Source organism: Pseudonocardia charpentierae (assembly GCF_031845345.1).
Taxonomy (GTDB): Bacteria; Actinomycetota; Actinomycetes; order Mycobacteriales; family Pseudonocardiaceae; genus Pseudonocardia; species Pseudonocardia charpentierae.
In genome coordinates this window covers 1-26,894 of the sequence record NZ_JAVREJ010000034.1, presented here as the reverse complement: position 1 = coordinate 26,894, position 26,894 = coordinate 1, and the positions used below count along the sequence as shown (strand labels likewise).

Sequence of the window (26,894 nt, the reverse complement as noted above, 5' to 3'; positions counted from 1 at the left end):
CGGGTCTCGGCCTCGTCGAGGACACGGGCGATCAGCCGTGACCGGGGCGGACCGACCCCGCCGTCCCGCGGTCCCTGCGGCCCGAGTAGACCTCGTGGTACAGCTCGGTCAGTCGGTGTGCCCACTCGACGAGGTCGAACCTTTGTTCGGCGACCGTCCGGGCGGCCCGCCCCAGGCGGCGGCGGAGCTCGTGGTCCAGCAGGAGTGTCGTGATCGTCTTGGCCAGCGCGGGCGCGTCGCCTGGAGGCACGAGCAGGCCGGTGCTGCCGTGGTGGACGATCTCCGGAATCCCGCCGACGTCGGAGGCGACGGACGGGACGCCGCACGCGGCCGCCTCGATGAGCGCGGTCGGCAGGGCCTCGGTGAACGACGGCAGCACGGCCAGGGTCGAGTTCGTGAGGATCCGGGGAACGTCGCTGCGTTCACCGGTGAGGATCACGCCCTCGACGGCGCGCCGCCGGAGTTCGTCGCGCTCCGGGCCGTCGCCGACGACGACGAGCACGGCGCCGGGCACCTGCTCCCGGACCAGCGGCCACGCCCGCAGGGCGACCTCGTGGCCCTTCGGCCCGCGCAACGCGGCGACGATCGTCACCACCGGGGCGTCCGGCGCGACGGGGATGTCGGGCGGCATCGTGGACGGGTCGTCGGGACCCCGCACGGCGTACCGGCCGAGGTCCACCCCGTTGGGCAGCACCCGCCAGTCCCGACCCGTGCGGCCGTTGAGCTGTACGGCGGCCCGGCGCGCGGCGTCGGACACGAAGACCAGCGGGGAACGCCCCACGTCCGCCCCGAAGTAGGACAGCCGTTCCTTGACGAGCTCCCGGCGGGAGACGTTCCGGGTCGGGACGTGGTGCAGGGTGCTGACGCTCGGAATGCCCAGTGACCGCGCCGCGATGGGTGCGAGGGCCGTCGAGTACCCGAGATGGGTATGCACCACGTCACATCCGGACCGGGTGATGGCGCGGCGCAGCAGCGGGATGGCCAGCGGGTCGGCCAGGCGCCGGACCCCGACGCTGAAAGGGTCCAGCCCGGCCGCGCGGAGCAGGGGCAACGAGGCCGTCCTGGTGGATGTGTAGCGGACCAGGCTGGCTGCACGCATGGTCACTGGGCCGCCGGCGGTGGCGTCGGCGAGGGCGGCGAGAAGGCGCTCGGCGCCGCCGAAGCTGAAGCTGTCAATGACGTGCAGAACCCTCACGAACGACCTTCCTGTGGCGATGCCCGGCTGTGCCCCTTGGTGTACTCGACCGGCTCGCACGTAACGTTTCACTGCGTGCTGCGACCTCTCAGGGCGGGAAGACGTGCTCGCACCGCGGCCGTCGAGCCGCCTCCCGTTCGACGCCGACGGGCGGCACGGCGGCTGACCAGCTAAACCCAGGCCGGACGATCGGACATCATGAAGATCGAGAATGTGCGGATCAGAACGGTGGTGACGTCGCTCGCAACGGGTGTGCTCGCCGCCACGCTCGGGCTCATCGCCGGTATCGTCCTCACCTCCGGCGAGGCCCGCTATGCGGCCACGGCCACGGTGGCGGTGCTCCCACGCGACGACATCGCGCCGGCCGAGGTGCCCGCCTACTGGGAGGTGCTGAGCCGGGGACAGGCGATCCAGACCACGGCGCAGATCCTCGACCAGACCCGGTGGCTGGAGACCGCCGCGACGACGGCGGGTGTGCCGTGGCAGGAGCTCGAGCTGACCTCGGGCGCGGTGCCGCAGACCTCGGTCGTGCAGATGCAGCTCGAGGCCCCGTCCCCGGACTCCGCCACCACGGCGTTGACCTCGATCATCAGCTCCGCCACTCCGACCATCAAGGAGGTGGCCGGGCCGTTCGACGTCAGGGTCGCGCAGCCGCCCACGGTCCCGAAGGCGAAGGACGGCTCCTTCAAACCGGTCGGCGTGAAGCCCGACCAGGTCCGCCTGACGTTCGCGCTGATCGGTCTCGTCGTCGGTACCACGGGTGCGGCCCTCGTCCTCCGTCGCCGGCGCAGCCCTCGCGCGATCACGCGCGCCCCCGCATCGGCCGACACCCCGGACGGCCCGGGCAGCCAGGGCCCGGGCGTCCAGAACGGCTCGGTGCCCGACGGCTCGGTGCCCGACGGCTCGGTGCCCGACGGCTCGGTGCCCGACGGCTCGGTGCCCGACGGCTCGGTGCCCCACGGCCCGGTGCCTCACGGCTCGGCGCAGACCGGGACCGGGGGTCGGGGCGGTACAGGTCAGAACGGTCCGGGCTACCAGAACGGTCCGGGCTACCAGAAGGGGCCGGGATACCCGAACGGCCACCCGATCCCTCGTCCCGCCGGTCCCCCTGACCGGCGGTCACAGCCGACGCCCGTGGACGGCCCGACGCTGTCCCTGGACACCTCGGCCCGATGATCCCCACCGAGCCGCACCGGCTCTGGCTGTGGTGCCGCGGCGGTCCGGAACTGCGGCCGCTGCCCGGGGCCCTGCTACCCGCCTTCGCGGTGCTGGCACTGGCCGCCACCTGCGGCCTCGTCTCCGGTGGCGTCAGGGTGCTGGCGATGCTCGTGCTCGGGCTTGTGGCCACCGTGGTGATCGCGGTGGCGCTGGCCTGTCCCGTCGTCGCCCTCGCCGTCGTCGTGGTGATCGAGGCGAGCAACGCGAGCGGTGTCTACGCCCAACTGACCCCGCTCCCGCTATTCTACCTCGGCCTGGGGCTGGGGACGACGTCGCTCGTGCTGGCGCTGCGCGATCCGGAGTGCCGGCGCCGACTGACCGCGGGCCGCGTGGCCGCCGCCCTCCTGCTCTACGTCGTCTACCTGGCCAGCCTGGTGCCGGCCTACCTCACCACCCAGGATCCGGTCGCGTCGGGCGCGACCATCAGTCCGCTGGCCGGCCAGTCCTGGTACTTCGTCATGGTGCTGCTGCTGGCGCTGGTCAGCGCGAGGCCGTGGACCATCGCGAGGTCCATCGTCGTGCCGCTCGCCGGTCTGTGCCTGCTCGGCCTGGTCAACCAGGCCCTGTTCGGCGGCGCGGCCACCTTCGGCGGGTTCGCCAACGTCGGTGTCGAACCGGTCGCGCAGGCCACGACGCCACGGCACAGCGGCCCGTTGCCGGACTCCAACTTCTGGGGCCGGCATCTGGTCATCGGCCTGCCCCTGGCCGCCGCCCTCGTCGTCCACGCGCTGAAGGGCGCGCGGCGCCGGTCTGCGGTCGGGTGGAGCGCCGCCGGCGCCCTGATCCTCATGGGCATCTACCTCACGCAGTCCCGCGGCACGTTCCTCGCCGCTCTGGCCGCGGTGGTCGTCCTCGCGCTGGCGTGCGGGCTCCGGGCCAGGTGGATCGGCATGATCTTCGCGACCCTGTCGCTCTCGGTGTTCGTTCCCGGCGTGGGTGACCGGCTGATCTCTGTCGTCCGGGACGTGGGTAGTAACGCGCTGTACGCCGCCGACCCCTCGATCATCGGCCGGACGGCCGCGCAGGAGGCCGCCTGGGCCATGTTCAGGGACAACCCGTTCTTCGGGGTCGGCCCCCAGGCCTACGCCTCGTTGATCTCCCACTACGGCGGGCAGGTGGGGACTCCCGCGCTGATCCCGCCCTCCGCGTCGCACAACCTGTACGCGGGAATCGCGGCGGAGTACGGAGCCGTCGGCCTGCTGGGCTGGGCCGTGACGATCGGCGGGTTCCTCGCGCTGGCGGTGATGTCGGTGATCCGGCTCGCGGCCGCTCCAGCCGGCCCGGCGACCGACCCGGACCGGATCCTGGCGGCGGCGGCGCTCGCCGCGCTCGTCGCCTGGTCCGTCGCGAGCATCTTCCTGCACATGGCCTACTTCCGGGTGTTCCTGCTCGTGCCGGTTCTCATCGCCGCAGTCGATCTGCGAGCCGCGGAGCTGGCGGCGGCGTTCGACCCGACCGCCGCGCGGACTGTGCGCCGGATCGCCGGACGGGTCCGCAGCGCGGTGGTCCTCGCCGGCGTCGCGGCGACGGCCCTCGTGATCGGATTCTCGGTGGCATTCCTCGCCGTGCCCCTCGAGCGGTTCTCAGCGCACTCGAGCTACACCCTTACGCCCCGGGCGGCGACCGGGGCGTCGTTCTCGTACGCGACCGACATCCGCACCCGGACGGCGTTCTACACGACCTACGCCGGGATCGTGCAGGGCTCGATCCTGGCCCCGGATGTCGTCGCCGTGGCGGACCCGGTGCGCGGGGTCATCGACCTGACCGCGGTGGGCGACGCGGCGGACACCGTCGCCGCGGAGCTCCGCGCCGCCCAGGCCCAGGCCCAGGAGAGCCTGGCCGCCCCCGCCGCGGACAGCGGGTACGCCCTGCGGGAGATCTCGCCGCTGAGCGTGACGGTCAGTCGCGACGCCGCGGTGTCCACCGTGCTGGTCGTCTCCGGTGCCGCGGCGGCCGTGCTCGCGCTGGGCGTCACCGGGATTCCCGCGCTGGTCCGCTGTCGCCGTCCCGCGGGGCGGTGACCCCATGCCCGTCCCGCACTTGCCCGGTGCTGCCGAAACCCGCCTCGACTTGTTCTGCGACCGTGGCCCAAGACGAGCCCTCCGCGACGCGCCGGCGCCCCGCCTCACCGAGAGCGGTCGCGAGCTCGGGCTGCCGCAGGAGCTGCAGGAGGGCGTCGGCCAGCGTCTCGTCGTCTCCGGGCGGGACCAGCAACCCCGTCCGTCCGTGGGCCACCACGGCAGGGATGTCGCCCACGGACGTCCCGACGACCGGACGCCCGAACCCGGACGCGAGGTGCGCGACCCCGCTCTGCATCGCCCGTGTGTAGGGCACCGCGACGACGCGGGCCTGCCCGAAGAGGCGGGGGACGTCCTCCGTCGCGACGTACCCGGGCCGGAACTCGACGTTACCCACGGCCGCGGACCGGGACCGCAGGCCCGCGACGTCGCAGTCGGCACCCGGGGCGCCGGCCAGCACGAGCCGGGCCGCGGGCAGCTCGCGGCGGACCCGCGCGAACGCCTCGACCAGGACGTCCAGGCCCTTGTACCGCTGCCAGGTCCCGAAGAAGAGGACCACCGGGTCCGTGTCCGGCACCGGGGCGATCGACGCGCCCTCCGCCATGGCCGACGAGTCACCATGCGGGACGACGATCACCGGTGCAGCGGGGCGCCACCGGTCGACTACGGTCCGCCGGGCGTGCTCACCGAGCACGAACACGAGGTCCATCCGACGCCACGCCGCGGAGAGGGCCGCGTCGAGCACCGGGCCCGACTTCGGCACCTCCGTGTTGCGCGCGTCGGACTTCGGGACCGGCTCGTGCGCGACGATCCCCAGCACGGCCGGTCGTGTGAGCGCCCGTACCCCGATGACCCCGCACGCGTCCAGGACGAAGCGCCAGTACGAGAACAGCACCACGTCGGCGCGCACGCGCCGGAGATGCACGGCCAGCACGACCCACGCCGCCGCCAGCCGGGCGGCGCGGATCCCGCGCCGAAGCTTGCCGTACACCGCGGAGCGGACGGCGGAGTCGCCCGGATGCCACGTCGGCAGGACGGGATGGACGACCAGGCCGCGGCGCGGCGCGAGCTCCGGGCGCGGCCCGGTGAAGAGGTGGACCTCGTGACCGCGCTCGGCCAGGGCCTCGCCCAGATGGAACGCGAACTGGAACAGCCCGCCCGACGGCGAGAACTCCACGAGCGCGACGCGTCGCCCCGCCACCTCGCCGCCGGACCCGTTCCCGAGGTCGGTCGGCCGTTCCGGTTCCGGAGCGCGGGGCGAGAGCATGCCGGGAGCGTACTCACCGGTCACGGTCTCGAACCGGCCGGCCGCAGGCCCGACGACGGCTCCGGATCCGTTCCGGCGACCGCGCCGGGCGGTCCTCGTCTCCCCACCGACGGAGCTCTGCCATGAACCGACGTATCACAGGTTCCGCGCTCGTGCGGACCGTCGCGGCCCTGGTGCTCGCCGGGGCGGCAGGCTGCGGCAGTGCCGTCCCGATGCCGGGCCGGGACGCCGCGCCGGTCGCGGACGCCGCCGCCGCGACGGCTCCCAGCCGCGCGGAGACGCTCTGCTCGTCGTGGGTCGACCTGGAGGCCTCCGGCGGGAACACGCTGCTCGGCGTCAACCTCACGTGGGTCGGGCAGGAGCGCGTCCAGCGGGCGGTCCGGCAGTTCTGGTCGCTGCGGCAGCCGATCTTGGCCAGCATGCACGAGAACGCGCCGGACGAGATCAGGGACGCGACGCAGACGATGGTGTTCCTCGCCGACCGGGGTGCGGTAGACGGCGACCCGACGCTGCTGTGGTCGCCGGCCCTGAAGGAGGCGAACCGGTCCGTCGGGGAGTACATGCTGGCACAGTGCGGATTCCCGCACGTCACCGTCACCGCGACGGACAGCTCGTTCTCCGGCCTCCCGGCCGAGCTCCCCGGCGGCACCCTCGCGATCACGCTCACGAACCGGGGCCGGTACATTCATCAGCTCGTCGTCAGCCGCATCGACGACGACCTGTCTATCCCGTACACCGATGTCCTCGCCCTGCTCGACGACGGCAACTACCAGACGGCCCCGGTCAAGCTGGCCTTCACCAACGCCGAGCCGGGGGAGTCGACCACGGTGTTCCTCCGGCTCGAGCCGGGGCGCTACGGGGTCGCCGACTTCTTCACGGGCAGGACGACGCGCTTCGACGTCGCCGGGACGGGTCCGCCCAACTACCGGTCCGGGCTCGTCGGCGAGTTCGGGGTGGCCGGCGATGGCTGAGCGGGACGACGCGAGTAGCGAGGATTCGGAATGATCGGTCTGGTATGGGACTTCCCCGGGCGGGTCGCGCGGAGCGTCGACAAGCGCGGCGTGCGCGGAGCGGTGGCGGAGGTCTGGCGGCGCACGGTGCGACGTCTCTACCTTCGTGAGGCCCACTGCTGGCTGCAGCTCGACCTCGCTGGGGACCGCCCCCGCGCCGGCCTCGCGGAGCCGATCGTCGTCCGGCAGGTCCCCGAGGAGGACCTGGCGATGATCGAGCAGCTCGGGACGTTCCCCCTGGAAGAGGCGCGGCGCCGGCACCGGGAGGGCGCCCGGCTGTGGGTCGCTCAGGCCGGCGAGCAGGTAGCGATCGCCTGCTGGGTCTTCGAGCATGCGGTCCCGGCGATCGCGGCCCGGGACGGCCTGGTCCGGCTGCGGCCGGGAGTGGTGTCGCTCGAGGACCTCGCCGTGGGCACGCTGCCCCGGACGCGGGAAGGCCTCACGTGCTACCGCGGGACCTTCACGAGCATCTGCGACCACTACCAGGCACTGGGCTACGACCGTCTCATCACCAAGGTGGAGCTCGGGAACAGCGCCGTCCGCAACCGCACGGCCCGGGTGGGCCTGCAGCCCATCGCGGAGATGCGGTTGCTGAGGATCGCCGGCTTCTCGCGCGTCCGTCTCTCGGGCCTGCGTGGTGCCGAGGCGCAGTTCCTGAGCAGCCAGCTGACCCGGTGAGGTGACCTGGGGCACGGTCGGGCCTTGAAACGCTCACGGGCCCGCACCCGACTCCCTTGGTGCGCCCTGCCCACCTGAGACCTGAGAAGGAGCCGTCTCGTCATGCCGTTCCCGCACCCGCCTCCCGCCACTGCAGGACGGCGGTGAGCCGCGACGCCGGCGACGAGGGGACAGGGCCGGAGGCGGTCCGGCGGCCCGCCGTCGCACCGCTGCGGCAGACGCTGCAGAGGGGAGCGTTGATCTCGGCCGGGACGATGGTCGTCGTGCAGTCGATGTCGCTGCTCACCACGCTGGTCCTAGCCCGCCTGCTCACCCCGACCGAGGTGGGCGTCTACGCGGCGGCGACCACGCTCATGATGTTCCTCCTGTCCTTCTCCGAAGGCGGGATGCGGATCGCCCTCGTGCAGCGCGCGACGGACGTGGAGGACGCCGCCGAGACCGTCTTCCGGGTCACCGTGGTGAGCGGCACGCTCCTGAGCTTCGGTGCGCTGGTGACCGCACCGCTCGCCGGCTACGTGTTCCGCAGCGACCTGGTCGCCGAGGTGGCTGCCGTCTCGTCCGGGATGCTCCTCGTGCACTCCCTCACGAACGTCCCCGACGGCCTCATGCAGCGCAACTTCAACTTCAAGCGGCGGCTGATCATCGACCCGCTCCGGGCGGTCGTCTTCGCCGCCGCCTCGATCTCGTTCGCCGCCCACCACTTCGGCGTGTGGGCGCTGGTGATCGGGAACTACCTCGCCCTGCTCGCCTGGCTGGTGGGGTCCTGGACGCTCGCCGGGTGGCGTCCGGGCCGGGGGCGTGCCTCGATGCGGCTGTGGCGGGAGATGGCCCGGTTCGCGCTGCCCCTCCTGCTGCAGGGCGTGGTCTCCTACGCGCGGGAGTTCATCCAGTCCACCCTGATCGGACGTCGCCTCAATGCGGACGGGCTCGGCCAGTACCGGTACGGTTCACGGCTGGGCCAGCTGCCCGGGATGGCCGTCGTCGAGATCGGCTCGTACGTGCTGCTGCCGGCTTTCTCGAAGATGCTCGGCGACACCGAACGCCTCTCGTACGCCTTCCTCAGAGCCCTGCGCATCGTCATGGTCGCGACGATGCCCCTCGCGGGGCTCGTGCTGGCCACCGGGGAGTCCGTCGTGGTCGTCCTTCTCGGCCAGCAGTGGCGCCCGGCCGGGGGGTTCTTTGTGGCCATGGCCGGCTACGGGGTGGGGGTCGCGCTGCAGGCCGTCGCGAGCGAGGTCATCAAGGGCAGCGGCAGGTCCGCCATCCTCAACCGGACCTCGGCCCTGCACCTCGTCGTCGGGGTAGGTTCGGTGTTCGCCATGCTGCCCTACGGCCTGAGCGGTGTCGGGATTGCGATCTCGGCGACGGAGGTTCTCGTCGGGCTGGTCGTATTGCACCTGGCCCGACGTGTGGTCGTCTTCACCGTCGCCCAGGCGGTCGGGGCCGTCCTGCGCCCTGCCGCGGCCGCGGCAGTGGCCCTCGTCGTCGTCCACCCGGTGGACGCGTTCCTCGCCCGCCCGGACCACCACTTCTTCCTGGCGGCGGTCGGGCTGCTGGCGGTCGAGGCGCTGCTGTTCGCGGTGACGTATGTGGCGGCCCTGCGGGTGTTCGACGCCGAATCCTGCCGGTTCCTCATCGGCGCGCTGGGCAAGCTCGGCGGCACGGCACGGTCGTCACTGAGGGTGCGGTGAACCGGCTGTTCCCGGTGGTTTTGAAAATGATCGCTTGGACCGACTTGTGACCGCGAAAGGACGACGATGAACCTGGACATCCTGCGGCGAGAGGACGGAGGTCCGCGCCAGGTGTTGCGGTGGGGACTGCACCACGGTGTCGCCCGACCGGCCATCTCGCGGATGATCCGGCAGGACGACCTCGGTGCCCGGATCACCGCGGACCCGCTCGTCCTCGACGACCCGTACCCCTACTACGAGCAGCTGCGCGCCAGGGGCCGTCTGGTCCGGACGGCTCTCGCCCCGATGACCGTCGACCACGCCCTGTCGGCCGAGCTGCTGCGCAACCCGCACTTCGGCACGACGGCACTGTCCGCCGAGCTGCCCCGACGGATCCGGATCGCCCTACGGCTCGCGGGCCGCGGCGCCCCGGGCCCGGGTCGGCCGCCCTCGATGCTGGCGGTCGACCCGCCCGATCACACCCGCTACCGCAAGCTGGTCACGCGGGCGTTCAGCGCCAAGGTCGTGGCCGGGCTTCGCACGCGGGTCGAGCAGATCGCGGAGGACCTGCTCGACGACATACTGGTCCGGTCGAACCGGACGGGGACGTCGGACCTGATCGCCGACTACGCCGCGGTACTGCCCGCAACGGTGATCGTGGAGATGCTCGGCGCGCCACCGGAGATGCAGGAACAGTTCCTGGAGTGGGGGGCAGGCGGGATCCTGTCGCTGGACGTGCCGCTGAGCTACCGGGACTTCCGGCGGTGCGAGCGAGATCTCTTCGCCCTGCACCGCTGGATGATCGGTCACTTCGCCCACCTGCGGAAGAACCCGGGCGACAACATCCTCTCCCACCTCATCGCCATCCACGACGAGGGTCAGCACCTGACCGAGGACGAGCTGAGCAGCCTGGCCATGCTCCTGCTCGTGGCGGGATTCGAGACTACGGTCAACCTCATCGGAAGCGGTGCGGCCCTGCTAGCGCACCACCGCGACCAGCTCGACGTCGTCCGGTCGGACCCGGCGAGGTGGGGGAACTGCGTGGACGAGATCCTGCGGTACGAGTCACCCGTCCAGCGCACCGCGCGGGTGGTCCAGAAGGAGGTCGAGTTCGGCGGCGAGACCCTGCGGCCGGGAGAGTTCGTCGTCTCCTTTCTCGGCGGCGCCAACCGCGACCCGGAGGTGTTCACCGACCCGCACACCTTCGACGTCACCCGACCGAACGCCAACAAGCACATCGCCTTCTCAGGCGGCATCCATTACTGCCTCGGGGCGGGCCTGGCCAAGATGGAGGGGGAGATTGCCCTACGCGCTCTCTTTAAGCGTTTCCCCGACCTGTCGCTCGTCGGTCCTCCGCACCGGCGCCCCACGGCGGTTCTCCGGGGCTTCAGTTCGGTCCCCGCGCGGCTGACGAGTGGCGCGGCGCGGTACGTCTAGTGCGGTCGGTCACGATCGGCGCACCGCAACGGAGAAACGAGGTTCCGCGATGTCATTCGCCCAGAAGGTGGCGGCCGTCGCGCTCCGGTCCGGTCTCGACCGGCTCGTCCAGCACAGCTGGAAGGGGGTCCTGATCTTCAACTACCACCGGATCGGGACTCCCACCACCTGTGACGACCCGGACCTGTACTCCTGCTCGGTCGACGACTTCGAGCGACACGTCGCCCTGCTCAGCAGCCGGTTCGAGATCGTCCCGGCGGGCGCGGCCGACCTGGACCTGGAACGTCCGGGTCGGCGCGTCGCGATTACGGTCGACGACGGCTACAAGGACATGCGCCTCGCCGCCGACGTGCTCACCGCGCGCGGCGTCCCGGGCACCTTCTTCATCTGCACCGGGTTCCTCGACCGACCGCACGCCGCGTGGTGGGACGAGATCGCATGGTTGATGCGGCCCCCGACGCCCCGGACCCTGCCGCCCGCGCCGTGGCTGCCGGAGGGGATGGTGGCCGGCGGGCGCAGCGACGATGAGGTACGCCGGGAGGTCACCGCCGCGTACAAGCGGCACGCCGGTGACGAGGGAGAGCGGTTCCTGCACTGGCTCGCGGACGCCACCGGGCGGGAGCGGAACATTTCCTGCGGCGCGAACCAGTGGCTGACCTGGGACGACGTACGGGGGTTGCGGGACGCGGGCCTCGCGATCGGGGGGCACACGGTCTCCCACCCCGTGCTGGCCGGCATCAGCGTGGAGCGGCAGCGGGAGGAGATCGTCGGCTCGCTGCGGCGGTTGAGGGAGGAGACCGGCTCGCCGGTCGACCTGTTCAGCTACCCGGTCGGCGACCGCGCGAGCTTCAGCACGGACACGATCGACCTACTCGCGGAGAGCGGGGTGCGCCGCGCGTTCAGCTTCTACGGTGGTGTGAACTCCGGCGGCGCGGACCGGTGGGACTTCCGACGGGTCGGGGTGTTCCGCACCTACACGGTGGACATGATCGCGGCGATGGCCGCGATGCCCGGGATATTCGCGTCGCCGAAACGGTACGAGTGATCCGGTTGAGTTCGCCGCGGTGGGTCGGCCGCCCGAGCGGAAAAATGGCGCCCGGTATACTGCTGGCGTGCGCACCGCCGGCTTCGATCGACGCCGCGGCCGGTGCGGGAGCACGGTGTCGACCTGCCTGGTCGTCGTGGCAGTCCTGGGCGCCGCCGTGATCACTGCTTGCGCCCCGGCCGGGGAGGCCCGTCGCGATCCCGTCTCCGTCTCCGCCTCCGTCCCGTCACCCGTCCCGGCGTCGTTCGCGGGGCTCAGTCTGTTCGGGGCGGCCGGCAATCCGTGGACCCGCACGGTTGCTCGCGACGCCCCGGTCGATCCCGACTCCCGCCGGTACGTCGACAGGATGGCGGGCAGCTACCTCGTCGCGTCGGTCCGCGGCTGGACCGTGCCCGTGTACTCTGCCGACGAGGCGACGCCCCGCTTCGACGTCGCGGCGACGGCCTCGTGGGCGAAGTCGGGCGCCGGCGTCGCCCGGGTGCCGATACCGGAACGGGCGCGGCCGGACCCGTTGGACGACGGGCACATGGCCGTGGTCGATCCCGGCGCAGGCTGCGTGTACGAGTTCTGGAGGGCTCGCCGGAGCGGTCAGGGCTGGGTCGCCGACTGGGTGAACGCGTTGCCGACGAACAGCGACGGGGTGTACCCGGACGGCGGGGGGACGCGCGCCGGCGGGTTCTCCGTCGTGGCCGGTCTGATCTGGCCGGACGAGATCGCGAGGGGCTACATCGGCCACGCTCTCGTCTTCGCCTACCCCTACACCCGCGCCGACGTGTTCGTCGCGCCTGCGACTCACACCGACGGGCGGACTCGAGCGGACGACGCGCTGCCACTTGGCGCGCGTCTTCGCCTGGATCCGGCGCTCGACCTCGACCGGCTAGACCTGAGCCAAGGCGCCCGCACCATCGCCCGCGCGCTGCAGGAGTTCGGGATGATCCTCGGCGACACCAGTGGTGGCTTCACTCTGTACGCCGCGCACCCGCAGGCCTACGGGCAGGCGGATCCGTACGGGGGAGCGCTCGGCGACGGGACGTGGGCGGACCTGCGGCAGATACCGCTGGCCCGCATGCAGGTGATGTCGTTGGGGAGCGCAACTTCCAGCGTTTCGTCGAGCGGCGCGAACAGGTGCAACAATCGACGGTGAGAGGCCGGTCGTCGCATAGACGAACCTTTCGCCGGGCGTGAGGGATCCAGCGTGTGGACAGAAGGTGGAGTGGAGCGCGGAATGGCTGCCGTCGACGTTGTCATACCTTGCTACAAATACGGTGAGATGCTGCCCGCGGCGGTGCGGAGCGTCCTCACCCAACGTGACGTCGAGCTGCGTGTCCTGATCATCGACGACGCCTCCGGGGACGGGAGCGCCGACGTCGCCCGTGCGCTGGCCGCCACCGACAGCCGTATCGAGGTCCGCGAGCACGCCACGAACCAGGGCTACATCGCGACCTTCAACGAGGGTGTGCGCGACTGGGCGAAGGCCGAGTACACGGTGCTGATCGACGCGGACGACGCGTTGACGTGCGGCGCGCTCGCCCGGGCGATCGAGCTCCTGGCCGCCCATCCGGCCGTGGGCTTCGTGTACGGGTCGGTGAAGGTGTGGAACGGCGACCCCGCGGAGATCGAGACCGACGAGCAGCCCGCCCGGGCGGCGGTGTACGACGGCAGGACGTGGTTGCGTCGCCGGTTCCTCGAGGGCGTGAACAGTGTCTCCACGCCCACGGTCGTGATGCGCACGAGCGTTCAGAAGGAGGCGGGCGGGTACGCCACCGACCTGCCGCACACGGCGGACTTCCACCTCTGGATGCGCTGTGCGCTGCTCGCCGACGTGGGGTACCTGTCCGGCGGCCCCCAGGCGTTGTGGCGCATGCACGGCAACAACATGTCGCTGGCCTACGAAACAGACGGCGGCCTGGCCGACCTGCAGTACCGCCTGCAGGCATTCATGGCGGTCGTCGGGTTCGCCGGCGACGGGCTCCCGGGTGGCCGAGGCCTGGAGCGGCGGATGCGCCGGCGCCTGGCGGGTGAGGCGTTGTCACGGGCGGTGAAGCTGCACGGGGTCGACCCTGCGTCAGTCGGCGGTGACGTCGGTCACCTGCGCGAAGCCGAGCGGCGGTTGTCGGCGTTCGCCGAGGAGACGATCGACGGCAGCCTCTTGCGCGTCCCCGCGTGGTACCTCATCCGGCTCTCGGCCGTGGTGTCCCCCCGGCAGCGGGTGCTCCTGCGCTCCGCGCTGGGTGTCGTGTCCGGGCGTCCACTCCGGCGCTGGTACAACGGCCGCCGGTGGGTCCGCCACGGTCTGTGAGCCGGGGCGGCAATGTCCGCGGTTTCGCCGTCGACGACGCCGGGCGGGATCCGAGAACAAGGCCCTCGAGGAACCCGAGGCCCCACCCGACGTGCATCGCACCCAACGCGGCAGCGAGCCGTTGCGTCTCGATGCTGACGTTCCCGCGCCGTCGCGCGATCGCCCACGCTCCCAGGGAGATCGTCGACGCGTAGGTGACTGGGACGGCCGCCGCTGCGGCGCGGGCACCGCGGACGGCGCCCAGGCCGGAGGCGACGAGGCTCAGCACCAGCGCCGGCGCGCCCAGGTGACGCAGCCGGACCGCGCCCATGCCGTTCTTCCGGACCATCGCCGCCTTCCCCCGGCCGTACCGCCGGTACTGGAAGAAGAAGTCGCCGATCGACTCCCGCACCTGCCACTCGGTCAGCATCCGAGGGTCGTACAGGAGTGTGAAGCCGGCCCGACGGAGCCGGAAGTCGAAGTCGACGTCCTCGTTGACCGGGAGATCCTCGTCCCAGCCGCCGTTGCCGTGTGCTGCGTCCGCGCGGTAGACCCCGGCCGTGACGTGGTCGGTTTCCTGCTGCTCACGGCCGTAGTGGTAGACAGAGTTGCCGACGCCGAGCGGGCTCGACAACGCAGCCGCGATCGCCCGGCCGGTCGGGCCCGCGGCGACCCCAAACCGCTTCCCGCCGACTCCGCCGAGGTCCGGGCGCCGCTCGAGATCGGCCAACGCCGTCTCCAGGTATTGCGGGTCCCACCGCGAGTGGCCGTCCAGGCGGGCGACGTAGCTGCCGCCCGCCTTCGCCAGGCCGACGTTCAGGCCGCTGGGAATGATCTGGCGGGGATTCTGCAGGAGGATCACCCGGTCGTCCCGTTCGGCGAGCTCGTTCACGATCTGCTCCGTGCGATCGGTCGACCCTCCGTCGATCACTAGAAGCTCCAGTGCCGAGTGCGACTGGCCGAGCACGGAGGCGATCGCGTCGCGGATGCGGTCCTGCTCGTTGCGCACCACCATCAGGACGGAGACGAGTGCCGGCGCGGGTTTCTCGGTCATTGCGGCGAGCGTACCGCACGTGCCGATGCGTTCCGGTCGAGACGAGCGCGCGGGGGCGGGGTTTCGGGAATGGTACGAATTCGGTCCTATCTGATTACCGTGCGCTCTTCGAGGTGTTGTTCGATGACATCCCGGGTCCGCCAGGCCGGTCGCAGTTCTCCCTTGGCGGTCAGCGCCAGCTGGTCGCCGTAGTGCGGCGAGTCCGGCCTCGACGAGTTGCCGTACGCGACGAGCACCTCGGCCCGCAGGGGCTGCGCGAACTCGACGACGGCGACGAAGCTGTCCCCGAAGCTGACGGCGGACGGACGACCGGTGACGGACTCGTTTAGGTCCGGCGTCAGCACGCGGAACACACCGAACGGGTCGCCCTGGAACCCGCTGGCGGGCAGGTCGACACCACCTCGACGGAGCCGCGCCACGTCGCCCCAGGGGACGTCGAGCCGTCCGGTCGCGGCGTTCAGGTTCACCGCTGCCCGCTTGAGCGCGTCGAGAGCCTCTGGACGTCGCGCCAGTCCCTCGGGGCTCGCGGCGGGATCGGCGGGGTCGTAGGGAACGCGGAAGAACGAGTCGAGGCTCGGGTCGACCGACTGCACCTCGCGGACCCAGGCGAGGAACAGGACCGTGCCGCGGCTGTCGGCGTCCGCTCGGCGGTCCCACCTCCGCAGGACGGTCGCGGCGGCCCGCACGTCGGGGTCGGGTGACTGCGCGGCTGCGGCGGTCAGGTCCGGGACCAGGCTGTCCGCCAGCTCCATCCGCGTGTCGTTCTTCAGTCGCAGGAGGTCGTCGAAGGACAACGTCGGCTCGGATCGGATCAGCGTCAGGGCGCGCCGCTCGCGCCAGTTGACGTACTCCCCGGGGAAGTCGCTGCTCGGAAACCGGGCCGGGTCGAGATCTGCGACGCGGGGGAGCGTGTACGTCCATGGGGCGCTGTTCGAGTTCTGGACGAAGCCACCCGGCGGGTCCACGGTCTGCGGCAGCTCGCTGAAGGGGTGCACCGTCGTCCACAGCCCAGCCGACGAGTCCACGTGCTTGATCGCGCCGTTGGCGACGTCCGTCGCGGCGCGTCGTGGGACCTGTCCGGCGAACGCCGCGAACACGTGCCCGTCGCGGTCGGCGTACAGGACGTTGAACATTGGGAGCTGGTTGGAGTCGAGGACGCCCCGGAACTCGTCGAGGTCCTTCGCGTGGCTCATTCGGTACCACTGCTCAAGCAGGCCCGGCGTGTCGGTCTGCCCGACCGCCGCCGACCGCACGGCGTAGAATTTCCCGTCCTTCTCGAACACTGGGCCCACGCCCGACCGACGGATGTCGACCAGCTCCGAGAGCAGGGTGCCGTCCGGCTTACGGATCTCGATCCGCGCGGTCGAGGTCTCGAAGAGCACGCCCGCGCCGTCGATCCGGTAGCCCGACTCGTTCGCGGTCAGCTCGTAGAGGTCGCAGGCGTCGATCGGGTTCACGGTGAGCGTCCACGCGATCCGGTCGGTGAAGCCCATCGTGACGACCGGCAGTCCGATCGGCGCCGCGCCGTACACATCGTTCGCGCCGTCGACGAGCTGAGCCTCGTAAAGCATGTTCTCGCCACCCCAGCCGAGGTGGGGGTTCGCCAAGAGCATGGCGTTGCCGCTCGCCGACCGAGCGGGTCCGATTGCCCAGCCGTTCGATCCTGCTCCTGCCGAGGAGCCACCTTCCAGCTGCCCGCAGGACGAGGTGCTGGCCAGGAAGTTCAGCGTCAGGCGCGCGGCGTGCGCGAAGACGTCCGGCCCGGTGACCGGCAGCACGGACGCGACGGTCCGGTCGAGCTGGTCCCGCCGTGTCCGTCCGTACTCGTTGATCCCGTCGACGAACGCGTCGACGTCGGCTCGGAAGTCCGGGCTCTGCGCGTCGTACCACGCCGCCCCGCGCTCGCGTAAACCCATGGTCCGCACGATGACGTCGGACTGCAGGTACTCGTCGCCACCGAGCGCCGCGGCTTGGCCGCGGGCCTGCGCGTAGAGGCCGAGCAACAGGTTGCCGTGACTCTGCATCTGCGCGTAGCCGAACGCCCGGAACGCGCCGGTCGTCGTGCCGGCGAAGATGTGTGGGACGCCCCAGGTGTCCCAGAGTATCTCGCTGCGGTCGTCGCGCGCCGGGGCGCAGGCCTGCACGCCGAGGAGCATCACGACCGCCAGCACCGTCGCGACGATGCGCGCGAGCGGACGGCCCCGCGGGGCGAGCGGCGACAAACTCTTCTCCTGATGTACCTGGGACCGGCTTCCGCCCTCGGCGCAACCCACCCGACCGCGTCCCGGACCGGTCTGCCGCCAGCGGGCATCACCGACCCTTGGCGAACACGACCTCGGAGATCGTCCGAAGGATGATCTTGATGTCAAGCCACAGCGTCCAGTGCTCGATATAGTAGTTGTCGAAGCGGGCCCGGTCGGCGATCGAGGTGTCTCCCCGCAGCCCGCTCACCTGAGCCAGCCCGGTCAGTCCCGCTTGGACGCGATGGCGATGAGCGTAACGGTCGTACTTCGCCGAGAACTGCTCCACAAAATGGGGCCGCTCGGGACGCGGACCGACGAGGGTCATGTCGCCCCGCAGGATGTTCCACAGCTGAGGAAGCTCGTCGAGCGACGTGCGGCGCAGGAAGGCTCCGACGGGGCCAGTGCGCTGGCGGATGGCGCTCGACCAGGCAGCAGCAGCGTCGCCGTCGTCGCTCGGACGCATAGACCGCAGCTTCAGACAGGAGAAGTACTTGCCGTCCCGACCCACGCGGACCTGTCGGAAGATCACTCCAGAGCCGCCTTCGATCCGCACAGCGAGGGCGCAAACGGCGATCACGGGCAGCACGGCGAGGAGCAGGACTGCCGCGACCGACACGTCGAACACACGTTTGATCATCCGGGCCGGTCCCGACAGATTAGGGGTACGGATGCGCATTACCGGGATGGAACCGATGTGGTCCGCGATGCCGGTTTGAGTGTGGAAGTGGTGCATCCGGGGCACCACGAGCAAATCGCAAGGATGGCAGACCGGGGTGCGGACGATGTCGAGTAGGTCGCGTTCCGCGAACCCGCCGTCGGCGACAAGCAGGACGTCCGCACGTTCCCTGAGTACGGCCGCGTCCAAGCTGAATGTCGTGCCGAGGTGGGGCAGGACTACCTCGGCCACGCAGTGGCGGTCGTCATCCACGAACCCGACGGGCAACAAACCATAACTGGGATTACCTCTGAGGATGTGGGCCAGCTCCGCGGCGAGAGGGCCGCCGCCGATCAGGACGACGCGGTGTGCCGTAACGCGGCGGCGACGGCTGAAGCCGATGAGCCACGTCGTGATCACTCGCCCGACGACCACCAGGCCCATGGCAAATGAGACGTTGACGAGAAAGGTCGTCACGGACTCCTGCTCGTGTCGCAGCGCGATGACGGTGGCCACGATCGCCGCAGCGGTAAGCAATTTGCCGAGTAGCGACGGCAGCTCGTCGAGCATGCTGAGGTGCAGCCGTGCCCGGTACCTGCCACCGTTCGTCACCAAGGCCAGCGAGAGGAGCGCCAGAGCAGTGTGCGCGCGGATCTGCTGCGGGGTCCAGAGGGCGGGCATCCAGAGTAGCACGGCGTCCGTAGGCAGCACGACCATCCACGCCCGGATGCCGCCCAGGAAGCGCCGGACGCGACGCCGCAACACCTGCGGGTCCGACGTGTTGTGGGACCGACGGGTGGCAGGCCCGTTGGCCGACGGAACGACGGTCGCACGGCGAGCGTCGGGTACCGCTGTGCGCAGGTCGACCGGAGTCCGGAGATGGCGCGACGCCGGTGCGCCGATCGGGAACTCATCGGTGGTGGAGACGTCCATGCCACGGGTGGTCATGACAGTCCGTTCAGTTCGCTGTCCGTGCTGCCTGGGAGCGACATCAGCTTCGATGCGTCGGTCGCCGCAGGTTCGAGTGCTGTACGCATCGCGTCACATGTCCTCACCTAAACCTGGAGCCAGCAGTGCCTTTCCTCTGCGTGCGATTGGCCTCGTGGCGCACACGCTCGGCCCTGCTCGGCAGGTACCACCGCGACGCCTGCCGTTCCAGTCTTGCGGTCTGATGTCGACATCGCCCTGAGGTTCGTCTTTGTGCGTCCGAGCGTTACCTGCAGTGCGACGCTCGCCCGGACAACGTGGCCGGGGACACTCGTCGGCCACCATTCGGGCACGTTCGGCGACGCCGGGGGTGGGTCTGTAAGAACATCGGCTCTGGCTCAGAAGAGGTGGTCGGCTCGGCGTGTCCCGATCGGGTGACGCGGCCAGGTCCGTGATCCTCACGCCGGTGTAGCTGCGATCTTGCTACCGTGCTGTTTCCGGGTTGTCGTCGCTGTTCATCGAGCATGTAGACGATGCTGAGGCCGGCCTGCGGGTGCATGTCCGGACGACGACACCGGAGGCGGTGTGCCCGCGGTGCCCGGGTGCGTCGCGGCGGGTGCACGCCTGGCACGTGCGCAAGCTCGCCGATCTTCCGGTGACCGGTCGGCGGTTGGTGATCGAGTTAAGCGTCCGCCGCTTGGTCTGCCCGGACGCCGAGTGTCCGCAGCGCACGTTCCGGCAGCAGGTCCCCGAGCTGGCGCTGCGGTACGCCCGGCGCACGCTGCGCCTGAGCGCGGTGGTCGGTCGGGTCGCGATCACCTTGGCCGGTCGAGCTGGCGCGGCGATGCTGGCCGGCCTGGGTGTGTCGATCTCGCGGTCGACCATACTGCGGGGGCTGATGGCGCTGCCGATCCCCGCTGCACCGACACCGCCGGTCCTCGGCGTCGACGACGTCGCGCTACGCCGCGGCCACCGCTACGCAACGATGATCATCGACGCGGTCAGCCACCGCCGGATCGATGTGCTGCCCGACCGCAAAGCGGCCACGCTGGCGGGATGACTGCGCGAGCATCCCGGCGCTGAGGTTGTCTGCCGTGACGGGTCGGCCACCTACGCCGAGGCGATCCGCGATGGCGTACCCAAGGCGGTGCAGGTCAGCGACCGCTCGCACCTGTGGCACAACCTCGGCGGGGCGGTGGAGAAGACCGTCGTCGCCCACAGCACCTGCTGACGCAGAGAACCGCCGGCACCCGCGGTCGGCGCAGTCGGCGCAGTTGGCGGTGGCGGTGCGGGCGCTCGACGAGCGGACCCGCACCCGGCACGCGGCCGTGCACAAGCTGCTTGATCAGGGCGTGGGCCTGCTCGAGTGCGCGCGGCAGCTGGGTTGGGCGTTGAACACGGTCAAGCGCTACGCCCGCGCCGCGTCGCCCGAGGCATTGCTGCGGCCGCCACGCTACGGGTGCACCCTGGTCGACCCTTACCGCGATCATCTGCGCCGTCGGCTGGCCGCCGAACCCGACGTCGCCGTGACCCGGCTGCTGGCCGAGATCCGCGAGTTGGGCTACACCGGCAGCGCGAACCTGCTCGTATGCTACCTCAACCAGGGCCGCGCCCATGATGACCGCCCATCACCGTCCCCGCGACGGCTGGTGTCCTGGCTCATGACCCGGCCCGCCGAGCTGCCCGAACACGACCGCCTCCACCTCGAGGATCTCCTGGCGTCCTGCCCGCAACTCACGGTTCTGGCCGAGCACGTCCGCGCCTTCGCCGAGCTACTTACCACCCGACGCGGCGCCGCTCTCGAGGACTGGATGACCGCGGTCGAGGCGGCCGACCTGCCCGCGGTGCACGCCTTCGTCCGCGGGCTACGGAAGGATCTCGACGCCGTCGTCGCCGGGCTGACCCTGCCCTACAGCAACGGTCTCAGCAAGGGCACCAACACCAAGTTCAAGCTCCTGAAGCGACAGATGTACGGACGGGCGGGCTTCGCCCTCCTGCGCCAGCGGGTCCTGCTGAGCTGACCGCCGGCACCACCTCTTCTGAGCTGAGCGGGGTCTGGGTCAGAGCCGCGCTGCCTTGTCCGCCAGGTAGGCGCGGTTCTCCGTCGGCGTCAAAGATGCACGGCTCGCGTACGGCATCTGCGACGTTTGCGCGTGACATCCTGGTTCCTATCGGCCAGCGATTCCGCGACCAAAACCGGAACTCGCGCTCGTAGGTTGCTTGAGTAGAGCCGGTTAACCCGCAGCGGACGAAGGAAGGACAAGTACCAGGCGGTCGAGCGACCAAAGGATCCGCAGCGAACTGCAGTGCCGCGTAAGGGAAGATGTGCTGAGGCCCCCGCACGGAGATTCGGTCAGCCCTCCCACGCCGCCTTGGCGACAGCCATGACGTACTCGCCGTAGCCGGACTTGCCCTGCCGGGCGCCGAGGGCGTAGCACGCGTCGGCGTCGATGAACCCCATGCGCAGGGCGACTTCCTCCACGCAGGCGATGCGGACCCCCTGCCGGTTCTCGAGCACCTGGACGTACTGGCTAGCTTCGAGCAGTGATTCGTGGGTGCCGGTGTCGAGCCAGGCGAAACCGCGGCCGAGGTTGATCAGGCGGGCGCGGTCCTGCGTGAGGTAGGCCTTGTTGACGTCGGTGATCTCCAGCTCGCCGCGTGCGGAGGGGGTGAGTCCGCGGGCGATCTCGACGACAGAGTTGTCGTAGAGGTAGAGGCCGGTGATGGCGCGGTTCGACCGCGGGTGGGAGGGCTTCTCCTCAATCGAGATCAGGCGCCCGTCGGCATCGGCCTCGCCCACGCCGTAGCGCTGGGGGTCCTTGACCGCGTAGCCGAACAGCACGCAGCCGTCGTGGCCTGTCTCGACGGCGGCGACGCTGTTGTGGAGCAGGGCGGAGAAGCCGGGGCCGTGGAAGATGTTGTCGCCCAGGACGAGCGCGACCGGGTCGTCGCCGACGTGCTCGGCGCCGATCACGAAGGCCTGCGCGAGCCCGTCGGGGGAGGGCTGCTCGGCGTAGGAGATGCACAGGCCGAGCTCGCGGCCGTCGCCCAGCAACTGCTGGAAACTGAGCAAATCGTCGGGGGTGGTGATGAGCAGGATGTCCCGGATCCCGGCGAGCATGAGCGTCGAGAGCGGGTGGTAGATCATCGGCTTGTCGTAGACCGGGAGCAGCTGCTTGGACACGGCGCGGGTGATCGGGTACAGCCGCGACCCGCTGCCGCCGGCCAGGATGATGCCCTTCACCGCGGTGTGGCCTCCTTCTCCAGGTACTCGGCCAGAGCGTCCGGCCACGGCGGCAGTTCGACACCGACGGCGCTCGCCTTGCGCAGGTCGAGGACACTGTTGAGCGGCCGTGCTGCCGCCTGGGGCTTGTTCGCGAAGTACGCGTGTGTCGTGGTGTCGAGGACGTCGACCGGGTTGCGCCCGAGTCGGTCGAACACGGCACGGGCGACCGTCGCCCAGGACGTCGGCGTGCCGCTGTTCGTGACGTGGTACGTGCCGCACGGCGCGCCGCCGGCTGCGAGCCGCACCAGGCCGCGCGCCAGGTCGTCGGCGAAGGTCAGCCGACCGACCTGGTCGGCGACCACAGAGGGGGAGACGCCATGGGCGGCGAGGCCAGCCATCGTGCGCACGAAGTTGCCGCCCTCACCGACGACCCAGCTGGTACGCACGACGTAGTGCCTCGGCGCGAGCGTGGCGGCGAGCTCGCCGGCGGCCTTGGACGCGCCGTAGACGCTCAGCGGGCACAGCGGCGCATCCTCCGCGATCGGGCCGTGGTGTCGCCCGTCGAAGACGTACTCGGTCGACACGTGGACCAGTGTTGTGCCGGGCCCGGTGGCGCGGGCCAGATGTGCGACTGCCGCGGCGTTGGCCCGCCACGCAGCCACCCGACCGTCCGGGGTCTCCGCTGCGTCCACCGCGGTGAAGGCGGCGGCGTTGAACACGGTGTGGTAGCGCGACCAGTCGACCGCGGTCACGGCGTCGGCGTCGGCGATGTCGAGCTCGTCGCGGGTGAAGGCGTCGGCGTCGGGCAGCGCGGCACAGAGCGCCCGGCCGAGCTGTCCACCCGCGCCGAGGACGGCGGCTTTCATCGATATCCCTGTCGGTATGGTCGCGCGGTGCGCATTCTGGTGACCGGCGGCGCCGGGTTCATCGGTTCGGACTACGTCCGAGCCGTCGTCGCCGGACGCTACCCGGCTTACGCCGACGCCGAGATCGTGGTGCTGGACCTGCTGACCTACGCCGGCACGCTGACGAACCTCACCCCCGTCCTCGACTTCCCGCGCCTGCGCTTCGTCCACGGCGACATCCGCGACGCTGCGGCGGTGGCCGGCGCGATGGCGGGTGTGGACGTCGTGCTGCACTTCGCCGCCGAGTCCCACGTCGACCGGTCCATCGGGGGAGCCGCCGACTTCATGTCGACGAACGTGCAGGGCACCCAGGTCCTGCTGCAGGCTGCGCTCGAGGCCGGGGTCGAGCGGTTCGTGCACGTGTCGACCGATGAGGTCTACGGGTCGATCGCGTCGGGGTCGTGGCCGGAGACGCATCCGCTGGAGCCCAACTCGCCGTACTCGGCGGCGAAGGCCGGCTCGGACCTGCTGGCGCGGGCCTACCACCGCACCCACGGCCTGCCGGTGTGCATCACGCGGTGCTCCAACAACTACGGGCCGCGCCAGTTCCCGGAGAAGGTGATCCCGCTCTTCGTGACGAACCTGCTCGACGGGCTGCGGGTGCCGCTGTACGGCGACGGGCTCAACGTGCGCGACTGGTTGCACGTCGACGACCACTGCCGGGGGATCCAGGCGGTCGCGGAGCGGGGGCGGCCGGGGGAGGTCTACAACATCGGCGGCGGCACGGAGCTGACGAACCGAGAGCTGACCTACCGGTTGCTGGAGGCGGTCGGGGCGGACGAGTCGATGATCGAGCCGGTGGCCGACCGCAAGGGCCACGACCGGCGCTACTCCGTCGACTGGACGAAGATCCGTGACGAGCTGGGCTACGCGCCGCAGGTGCCGTTCGAGCAGGGGCTGGCGGACACCGTGGAGTGGTACCGGCAGAACCGCGCCTGGTGGGAGCCGCTGAAGGCCGGCGCGGTCGCGCGATGAAGGCCTACGAGCTGGCGATCTCCGACGCCTGGGTGTTCGAGCCCACCGCCTTCCCGGACGCGCGGGGGATGTTTGCGGCACCTTTTCAGGGCGCGGCGTTCCGGGAGGCGTTGGGGTTCGACCTCACCGTCGCGCAGACCAATCACAGCGTCTCCGCGCGCGGGGTGATCCGCGGGGTGCACTTCGCCGACACCCCGCCCGGCCAGGCCAAGTACGTGTACTGCGCCCGTGGGGCTCTGCTCGACGTGGTCGTCGACACGCGGGTCGGATCGCCGACGTTCGGCACGTTCGAGGTGGTCGAACTCGACGGGCGTTCGTGCCGGGCGGTGTACCTGTCCGAGGGGCTCGGGCACGCGTTCGTGGCGTTGGACGACGACACGGTGGCGGCGTATCTGTGCTCGACGCCGTACACCCCGGGCGCCGAGCGTGGCGTGACGCCGCTGGACCCGGCACTCGGGTTGCCCTGGCGGACGGAGATCGAGCCGGTGCTGTCGGATAAGGACGCCGCCGCGCCCACCCTGCACGAGGCTGCCGAGGCCGGGCTCCTGCCCGAGTACGCGGCCTGCCGGACATGGTATTCCCGCCTTCGCGACACCGGAAATACGGGCGGCGACGGGTAGTCGAATCCAAGGGTCGTACATGCGTGCTTCACGGTGGGTCTCCCTTCTTCTACTGCTGCTCGGCGCGCTCCTGTGCCTCGGTGCCGCGGCGCCGGAACCGCCGGGGATCCCGACGAGCGTGACGGTCGGCGCTGGCGACGCGGCCGCGGTGGTGCGGTGGAGCCCGCCGGAGGACGACGGCGGGGCGACGATCAGCGGCTACACGGTCACGGCGCTGCCGGGTGGGGCGACGGCCGCGGTGTCCGGAGTGGCGCGCGAAGCGACGGTGGAAGGGTTGAGCAACGGCGTCGCCTACCGGTTCACGGTAACGGCGTCGAACCGGGTGGGCGCGGGGCCGACGTCGGCGGTGTCGAACGCCGTGACGCCGGCGCCCGCCGCTGCGGCTGTCGGGCCCGTCGTGCTCCACGAGGACTTCGCGACGTCGACGGGGTCCATGGAGCCGGTCGCGGGCGGGACGTGGTCCACCGCGAGCGGCCGGTACGTGCTCTCGGCCCCGGCGGATGGGGGTGAAGAGGTGCCCAACGCAAACTTGGCCGTGGCGGGCACGACCGTGACCGGCGACTTCACGCTGACCGCGCTCGGCTCGGCCACGGCCACCGACTCGCGGTTCAACGACTTCTCGGTCGTCTTCGGGTATCACAACCCGGCGGACTACTGGTTCGTCAGCTTCAGCGAGGGCAACGATCCGAACACGAGCGGGGTCTTCCGGGTCGGCGGGTTGCGAACGGAACTGGTCGACGTCGCGTCGCCGATCGTCGCCGGAGCGGTGTACCCGATCCGGGTGGAGCGCCGGGGGCCCGAGCTGCGGGTGTTCCGGGCGGGGGAGCAGGTGGCGTCCGTGACCGACGCGGCGTCGACGGACGGCCGCGTCGGGTTCGGCAGCCGCAACGACGGCGGCACGTTCGACGACCTCGTCGTCACCGGACCAGTCCGGTCGTCGCCCGTGAAGCCGCCCGAATCACTCCTCGCACGGTTGTGGAACGCGTTCTCGTCGCTGTTCTCGGGCTGACCCCTCGGACGAGGGGATGGCTCCCTGGTGCGACCCCTTGAATGAGGGGGACGATGTGACGGTTGCCTCTCGAAGTCGTTGACCAGGCGTTATGAGGTAACGACGGGCGACTCGGACTCGAAAGTCCACACGTGCCCGAGCTTGGAGTCCTCCAGCGCGTCGCCAGTCGCGGGGAGCCCGAACTTCGCCGCCGACGTCCACGCCCGCCCTCCCGTTCGCGCACTCGCACGGGCGGCGCGGCCGGTGCGGTGCTCCTCATCGTGCTCGGCACGGGCACCCTCGGCGCGAATCCGGCCGTGCACGCCCGCGGCCACGTGGTCGACCCGGCCGCTGTCGTCGCGCCACCGCGCGGCGAGGCGACCGACTTCGGGCCCGGGGTGCTCGCCGACATTGCTGCGGCGCCGCCGACGACGTTGATCGCCGACCGGGGGATCTACGAGGAGCGGGAGGCGCAGTTCACCACCGCACTCCCGGACCAGCGGGCCCAGGTCGCGATCAGGACGGCGATCGCCCAGATCGGCCTGCCGTACGTGTGGGGCGGCGACGGGCCGACGAACGGCGATGCCGGCTTCGACTGCTCGGGCCTGACGACGTTCTCCTACGCCGCGGCCGGCGTCTCGCTTCCGCGCACGGCCCACACGCAGTACTACAAGGGTCCGCACGTGCCGCAGGGCGCGGCGCTGCAGGCGGGGGATCTGGTCTTCTACGGCACACCGGCGAAGGTGCACCACGTCGGCATGTATCTGGGCGGCGGCAAGATGGTCAACGCGCCGACGTTCGGCAAGCCCGTCCAGACAGCGTTCTATCGCTACGGCGGCGACGACTACCTCGGCGCCACTCGGCCGGCGGCGAACGGCGAGACGACGTCCGGGCTGCTGCCGTACGCGCCGCCCGCGCCCTCGACCGGAAGGTCGAAAACCTTCCCCGCGCCCGTCGCGCCGGCACCCACGACAGTTTCGGATGTCACCGCGCTTCAGATTCAGTCGGCGGAGACCGTGACCGCAGTAGAGGCGACTCCGGCCGGGGTGACCGCGACGGTGACGGCCGCACCGACGACGTCAGTGGTGCCCACCACCTCGACAACCCCACCCCCGTCCTCCCCGGTCGTGGTGACGACTGCGGCGACGTCACTCCCGAGCACCCGTCCCGCGGCTACGCGACCGAGAACAGCGCACAAGCCGCCGATCACGGTGACGGTGACGTTCACGCCGAGCTCGACTGCAACCTCGACGGCACCGTCGGCGAGTGCGACGAAGTCGAGTACGTCCAATGCACCCTCGGACGCCGTCATGACCAACACGAGCCTGACCACCAGCCCACCGATCCCGACCGGTTGACGTGCCGGTGGGGACGGCCGCGCGGCTTGCCGAGCTGGTTCACGAGAAGGTCCCCGACGCGATCCTGGCCTGGAACCCCGAGTTCCTGCGCGAGGGGTTCGCCGTCGAGGACACCCTGCACCCCGAT

Annotated in this window: 19 protein-coding genes and 3 pseudogenes; 15 read left to right on the top strand and 7 right to left on the bottom strand. The window is 71.0% G+C overall.

From position 1 onward, the window contains the following. Nucleotides 1-31 precede the first annotated feature (31 nt). A complete protein-coding gene (locus RM445_RS28855) occupies nt 32-1,195 on the bottom strand; it encodes a glycosyltransferase family 4 protein (RefSeq protein WP_311560023.1) in 1,164 nt (387 codons plus the stop codon). Between the two features lie 198 nt (nt 1,196-1,393). On the opposite strand from RM445_RS28855, the gene RM445_RS28850 reads away from it, so the two are divergent. Both RM445_RS28850 and RM445_RS28845 read left to right on the top strand, forming a co-directional pair. After that, entirely contained in the window at nt 1,394-2,371 is a 978-nt protein-coding gene (locus RM445_RS28850; protein WP_311560022.1) for a YveK family protein, read from the top strand. Further along, on the top strand, nt 2,368-4,434 hold the full coding sequence (locus RM445_RS28845; protein ID WP_311560021.1) for an O-antigen ligase family protein: 2,067 nt from the start codon (nt 2,368-2,370) through the stop codon (nt 4,432-4,434). Before RM445_RS28850 ends, RM445_RS28845 begins: the two co-directional genes overlap by 4 nt. Here RM445_RS28845 and RM445_RS28840 read toward each other — a convergent pair. Next, entirely contained in the window at nt 4,385-5,698 is a 1,314-nt protein-coding gene (locus RM445_RS28840) for a glycosyltransferase family 4 protein (protein ID WP_311560020.1), read from the bottom strand. The two genes, RM445_RS28845 and RM445_RS28840, sit on opposite strands and share 50 nt — an antisense overlap. Before the next feature lie 122 nt (nt 5,699-5,820). On the opposite strand from RM445_RS28840, the gene RM445_RS28835 reads away from it, so the two are divergent. From RM445_RS28835 to RM445_RS28805, 7 genes and pseudogenes are all read left to right on the top strand, one after another. Then, nucleotides 5,821-6,669: a hypothetical protein gene (locus RM445_RS28835; protein WP_311560019.1), complete on the top strand. Its 849-nt coding sequence runs from the start codon at nt 5,821-5,823 to the stop codon at nt 6,667-6,669. A gap of 30 nt (nt 6,670-6,699) precedes the next feature. Then, nucleotides 6,700-7,386 (top strand): hypothetical protein, encoded by a 687-nt coding sequence (locus tag RM445_RS28830; RefSeq protein ID WP_311560018.1) that lies wholly within the window; start codon nt 6,700-6,702, stop codon nt 7,384-7,386. Between the two features lie 143 nt (nt 7,387-7,529). After that, nucleotides 7,530-9,077 carry an oligosaccharide flippase family protein gene (locus tag RM445_RS28825; RefSeq protein WP_311560017.1) on the top strand — a complete coding sequence of 516 codons (1,548 nt, stop codon included), beginning with the start codon at nt 7,530-7,532 and terminating at the stop codon, nt 9,075-9,077. Nucleotides 9,078-9,143: 66 nt separating this feature from the next. Then, nucleotides 9,144-10,493 carry a cytochrome P450 gene (locus tag RM445_RS28820; protein WP_311560016.1) on the top strand — a complete coding sequence of 450 codons (1,350 nt, stop codon included), beginning with the start codon at nt 9,144-9,146 and terminating at the stop codon, nt 10,491-10,493. A 49-nt stretch (nt 10,494-10,542) separates the two neighbouring features. Next, nucleotides 10,543-11,538 carry a polysaccharide deacetylase family protein gene (locus RM445_RS28815; protein ID WP_311560015.1) on the top strand — a complete coding sequence of 332 codons (996 nt, stop codon included), beginning with the start codon at nt 10,543-10,545 and terminating at the stop codon, nt 11,536-11,538. Between the two features lie 67 nt (nt 11,539-11,605). Beyond that, on the top strand, nt 11,606-12,682 hold the full coding sequence (locus tag RM445_RS28810; RefSeq protein ID WP_311560014.1) for a hypothetical protein: 1,077 nt from the start codon (nt 11,606-11,608) through the stop codon (nt 12,680-12,682). A gap of 81 nt (nt 12,683-12,763) precedes the next feature. After that, nucleotides 12,764-13,336 (top strand): annotated as a pseudogene (locus RM445_RS28805) (glycosyltransferase family 2 protein); the annotation flags it as partial. Nucleotides 13,337-13,709: 373 nt separating this feature from the next. Here the strand turns inward: RM445_RS28805 and RM445_RS28800 are convergent. The 3 genes from RM445_RS28800 to RM445_RS28790 all read right to left on the bottom strand — a co-directional run bounded on the left by RM445_RS28800 (nt 13,710) and on the right by RM445_RS28790 (nt 18,701). Beyond that, on the bottom strand, nt 13,710-14,870 hold the full coding sequence (locus RM445_RS28800) for a glycosyltransferase family 2 protein (protein ID WP_311560013.1): 1,161 nt from the start codon (nt 14,868-14,870) through the stop codon (nt 13,710-13,712). An 86-nt stretch (nt 14,871-14,956) separates the two neighbouring features. Then, entirely contained in the window at nt 14,957-17,092 is a 2,136-nt protein-coding gene (locus tag RM445_RS28795; protein ID WP_311560012.1) for a penicillin acylase family protein, read from the bottom strand. Nucleotides 17,093-17,180: 88 nt separating this feature from the next. Continuing rightward, nucleotides 17,181-18,701 (bottom strand): sugar transferase, encoded by a 1,521-nt coding sequence (locus tag RM445_RS28790; protein ID WP_311560011.1) that lies wholly within the window; start codon nt 18,699-18,701, stop codon nt 17,181-17,183. 466 nt (nt 18,702-19,167) lie between these two features. Between RM445_RS28790 and RM445_RS28785 the strand changes: the two are divergent. Beyond that, nucleotides 19,168-20,716: pseudogene (locus RM445_RS28785) on the top strand (ISL3 family transposase). 332 nt (nt 20,717-21,048) lie between these two features. Here RM445_RS28785 and rfbA read toward each other — a convergent pair. Both rfbA and RM445_RS28775 read right to left on the bottom strand, forming a co-directional pair. Next, nucleotides 21,049-21,939 carry a glucose-1-phosphate thymidylyltransferase RfbA gene (gene rfbA / locus RM445_RS28780; RefSeq protein WP_311560010.1) on the bottom strand — a complete coding sequence of 297 codons (891 nt, stop codon included), beginning with the start codon at nt 21,937-21,939 and terminating at the stop codon, nt 21,049-21,051. After that, nucleotides 21,936-22,787, bottom strand: coding sequence for an SDR family oxidoreductase (locus tag RM445_RS28775; protein WP_311560009.1), 852 nt, complete (start codon nt 22,785-22,787; stop codon nt 21,936-21,938). The genes rfbA and RM445_RS28775 overlap by 4 nt, the downstream gene beginning before the upstream one ends. 27 nt (nt 22,788-22,814) lie before the next feature. On the opposite strand from RM445_RS28775, the gene rfbB reads away from it, so the two are divergent. The 5 genes and pseudogenes from rfbB to RM445_RS28750 all read left to right on the top strand — a co-directional run. After that, nucleotides 22,815-23,801 (top strand): dTDP-glucose 4,6-dehydratase, encoded by a 987-nt coding sequence (gene rfbB, locus RM445_RS28770; RefSeq protein WP_311560008.1) that lies wholly within the window; start codon nt 22,815-22,817, stop codon nt 23,799-23,801. Beyond that, nucleotides 23,798-24,421 carry a dTDP-4-dehydrorhamnose 3,5-epimerase family protein gene (locus tag RM445_RS28765; RefSeq protein WP_311560007.1) on the top strand — a complete coding sequence of 208 codons (624 nt, stop codon included), beginning with the start codon at nt 23,798-23,800 and terminating at the stop codon, nt 24,419-24,421. The genes rfbB and RM445_RS28765 overlap by 4 nt, the downstream gene beginning before the upstream one ends. Nucleotides 24,422-24,440: 19 nt before the next feature. Further along, nucleotides 24,441-25,430, top strand: a complete 990-nt coding sequence (locus RM445_RS28760) for a fibronectin type III domain-containing protein (protein ID WP_311560006.1) — start codon at nt 24,441-24,443, stop codon at nt 25,428-25,430. Between the two features lie 482 nt (nt 25,431-25,912). Next, nucleotides 25,913-26,278 (top strand): annotated as a pseudogene (locus tag RM445_RS32785) (C40 family peptidase); the annotation flags it as partial. Nucleotides 26,279-26,768: 490 nt separating this feature from the next. After that, nucleotides 26,769-26,894: hypothetical protein (locus tag RM445_RS28750; RefSeq protein ID WP_397469427.1), on the top strand; the 126-nt coding region annotated here is incomplete at its 3' end.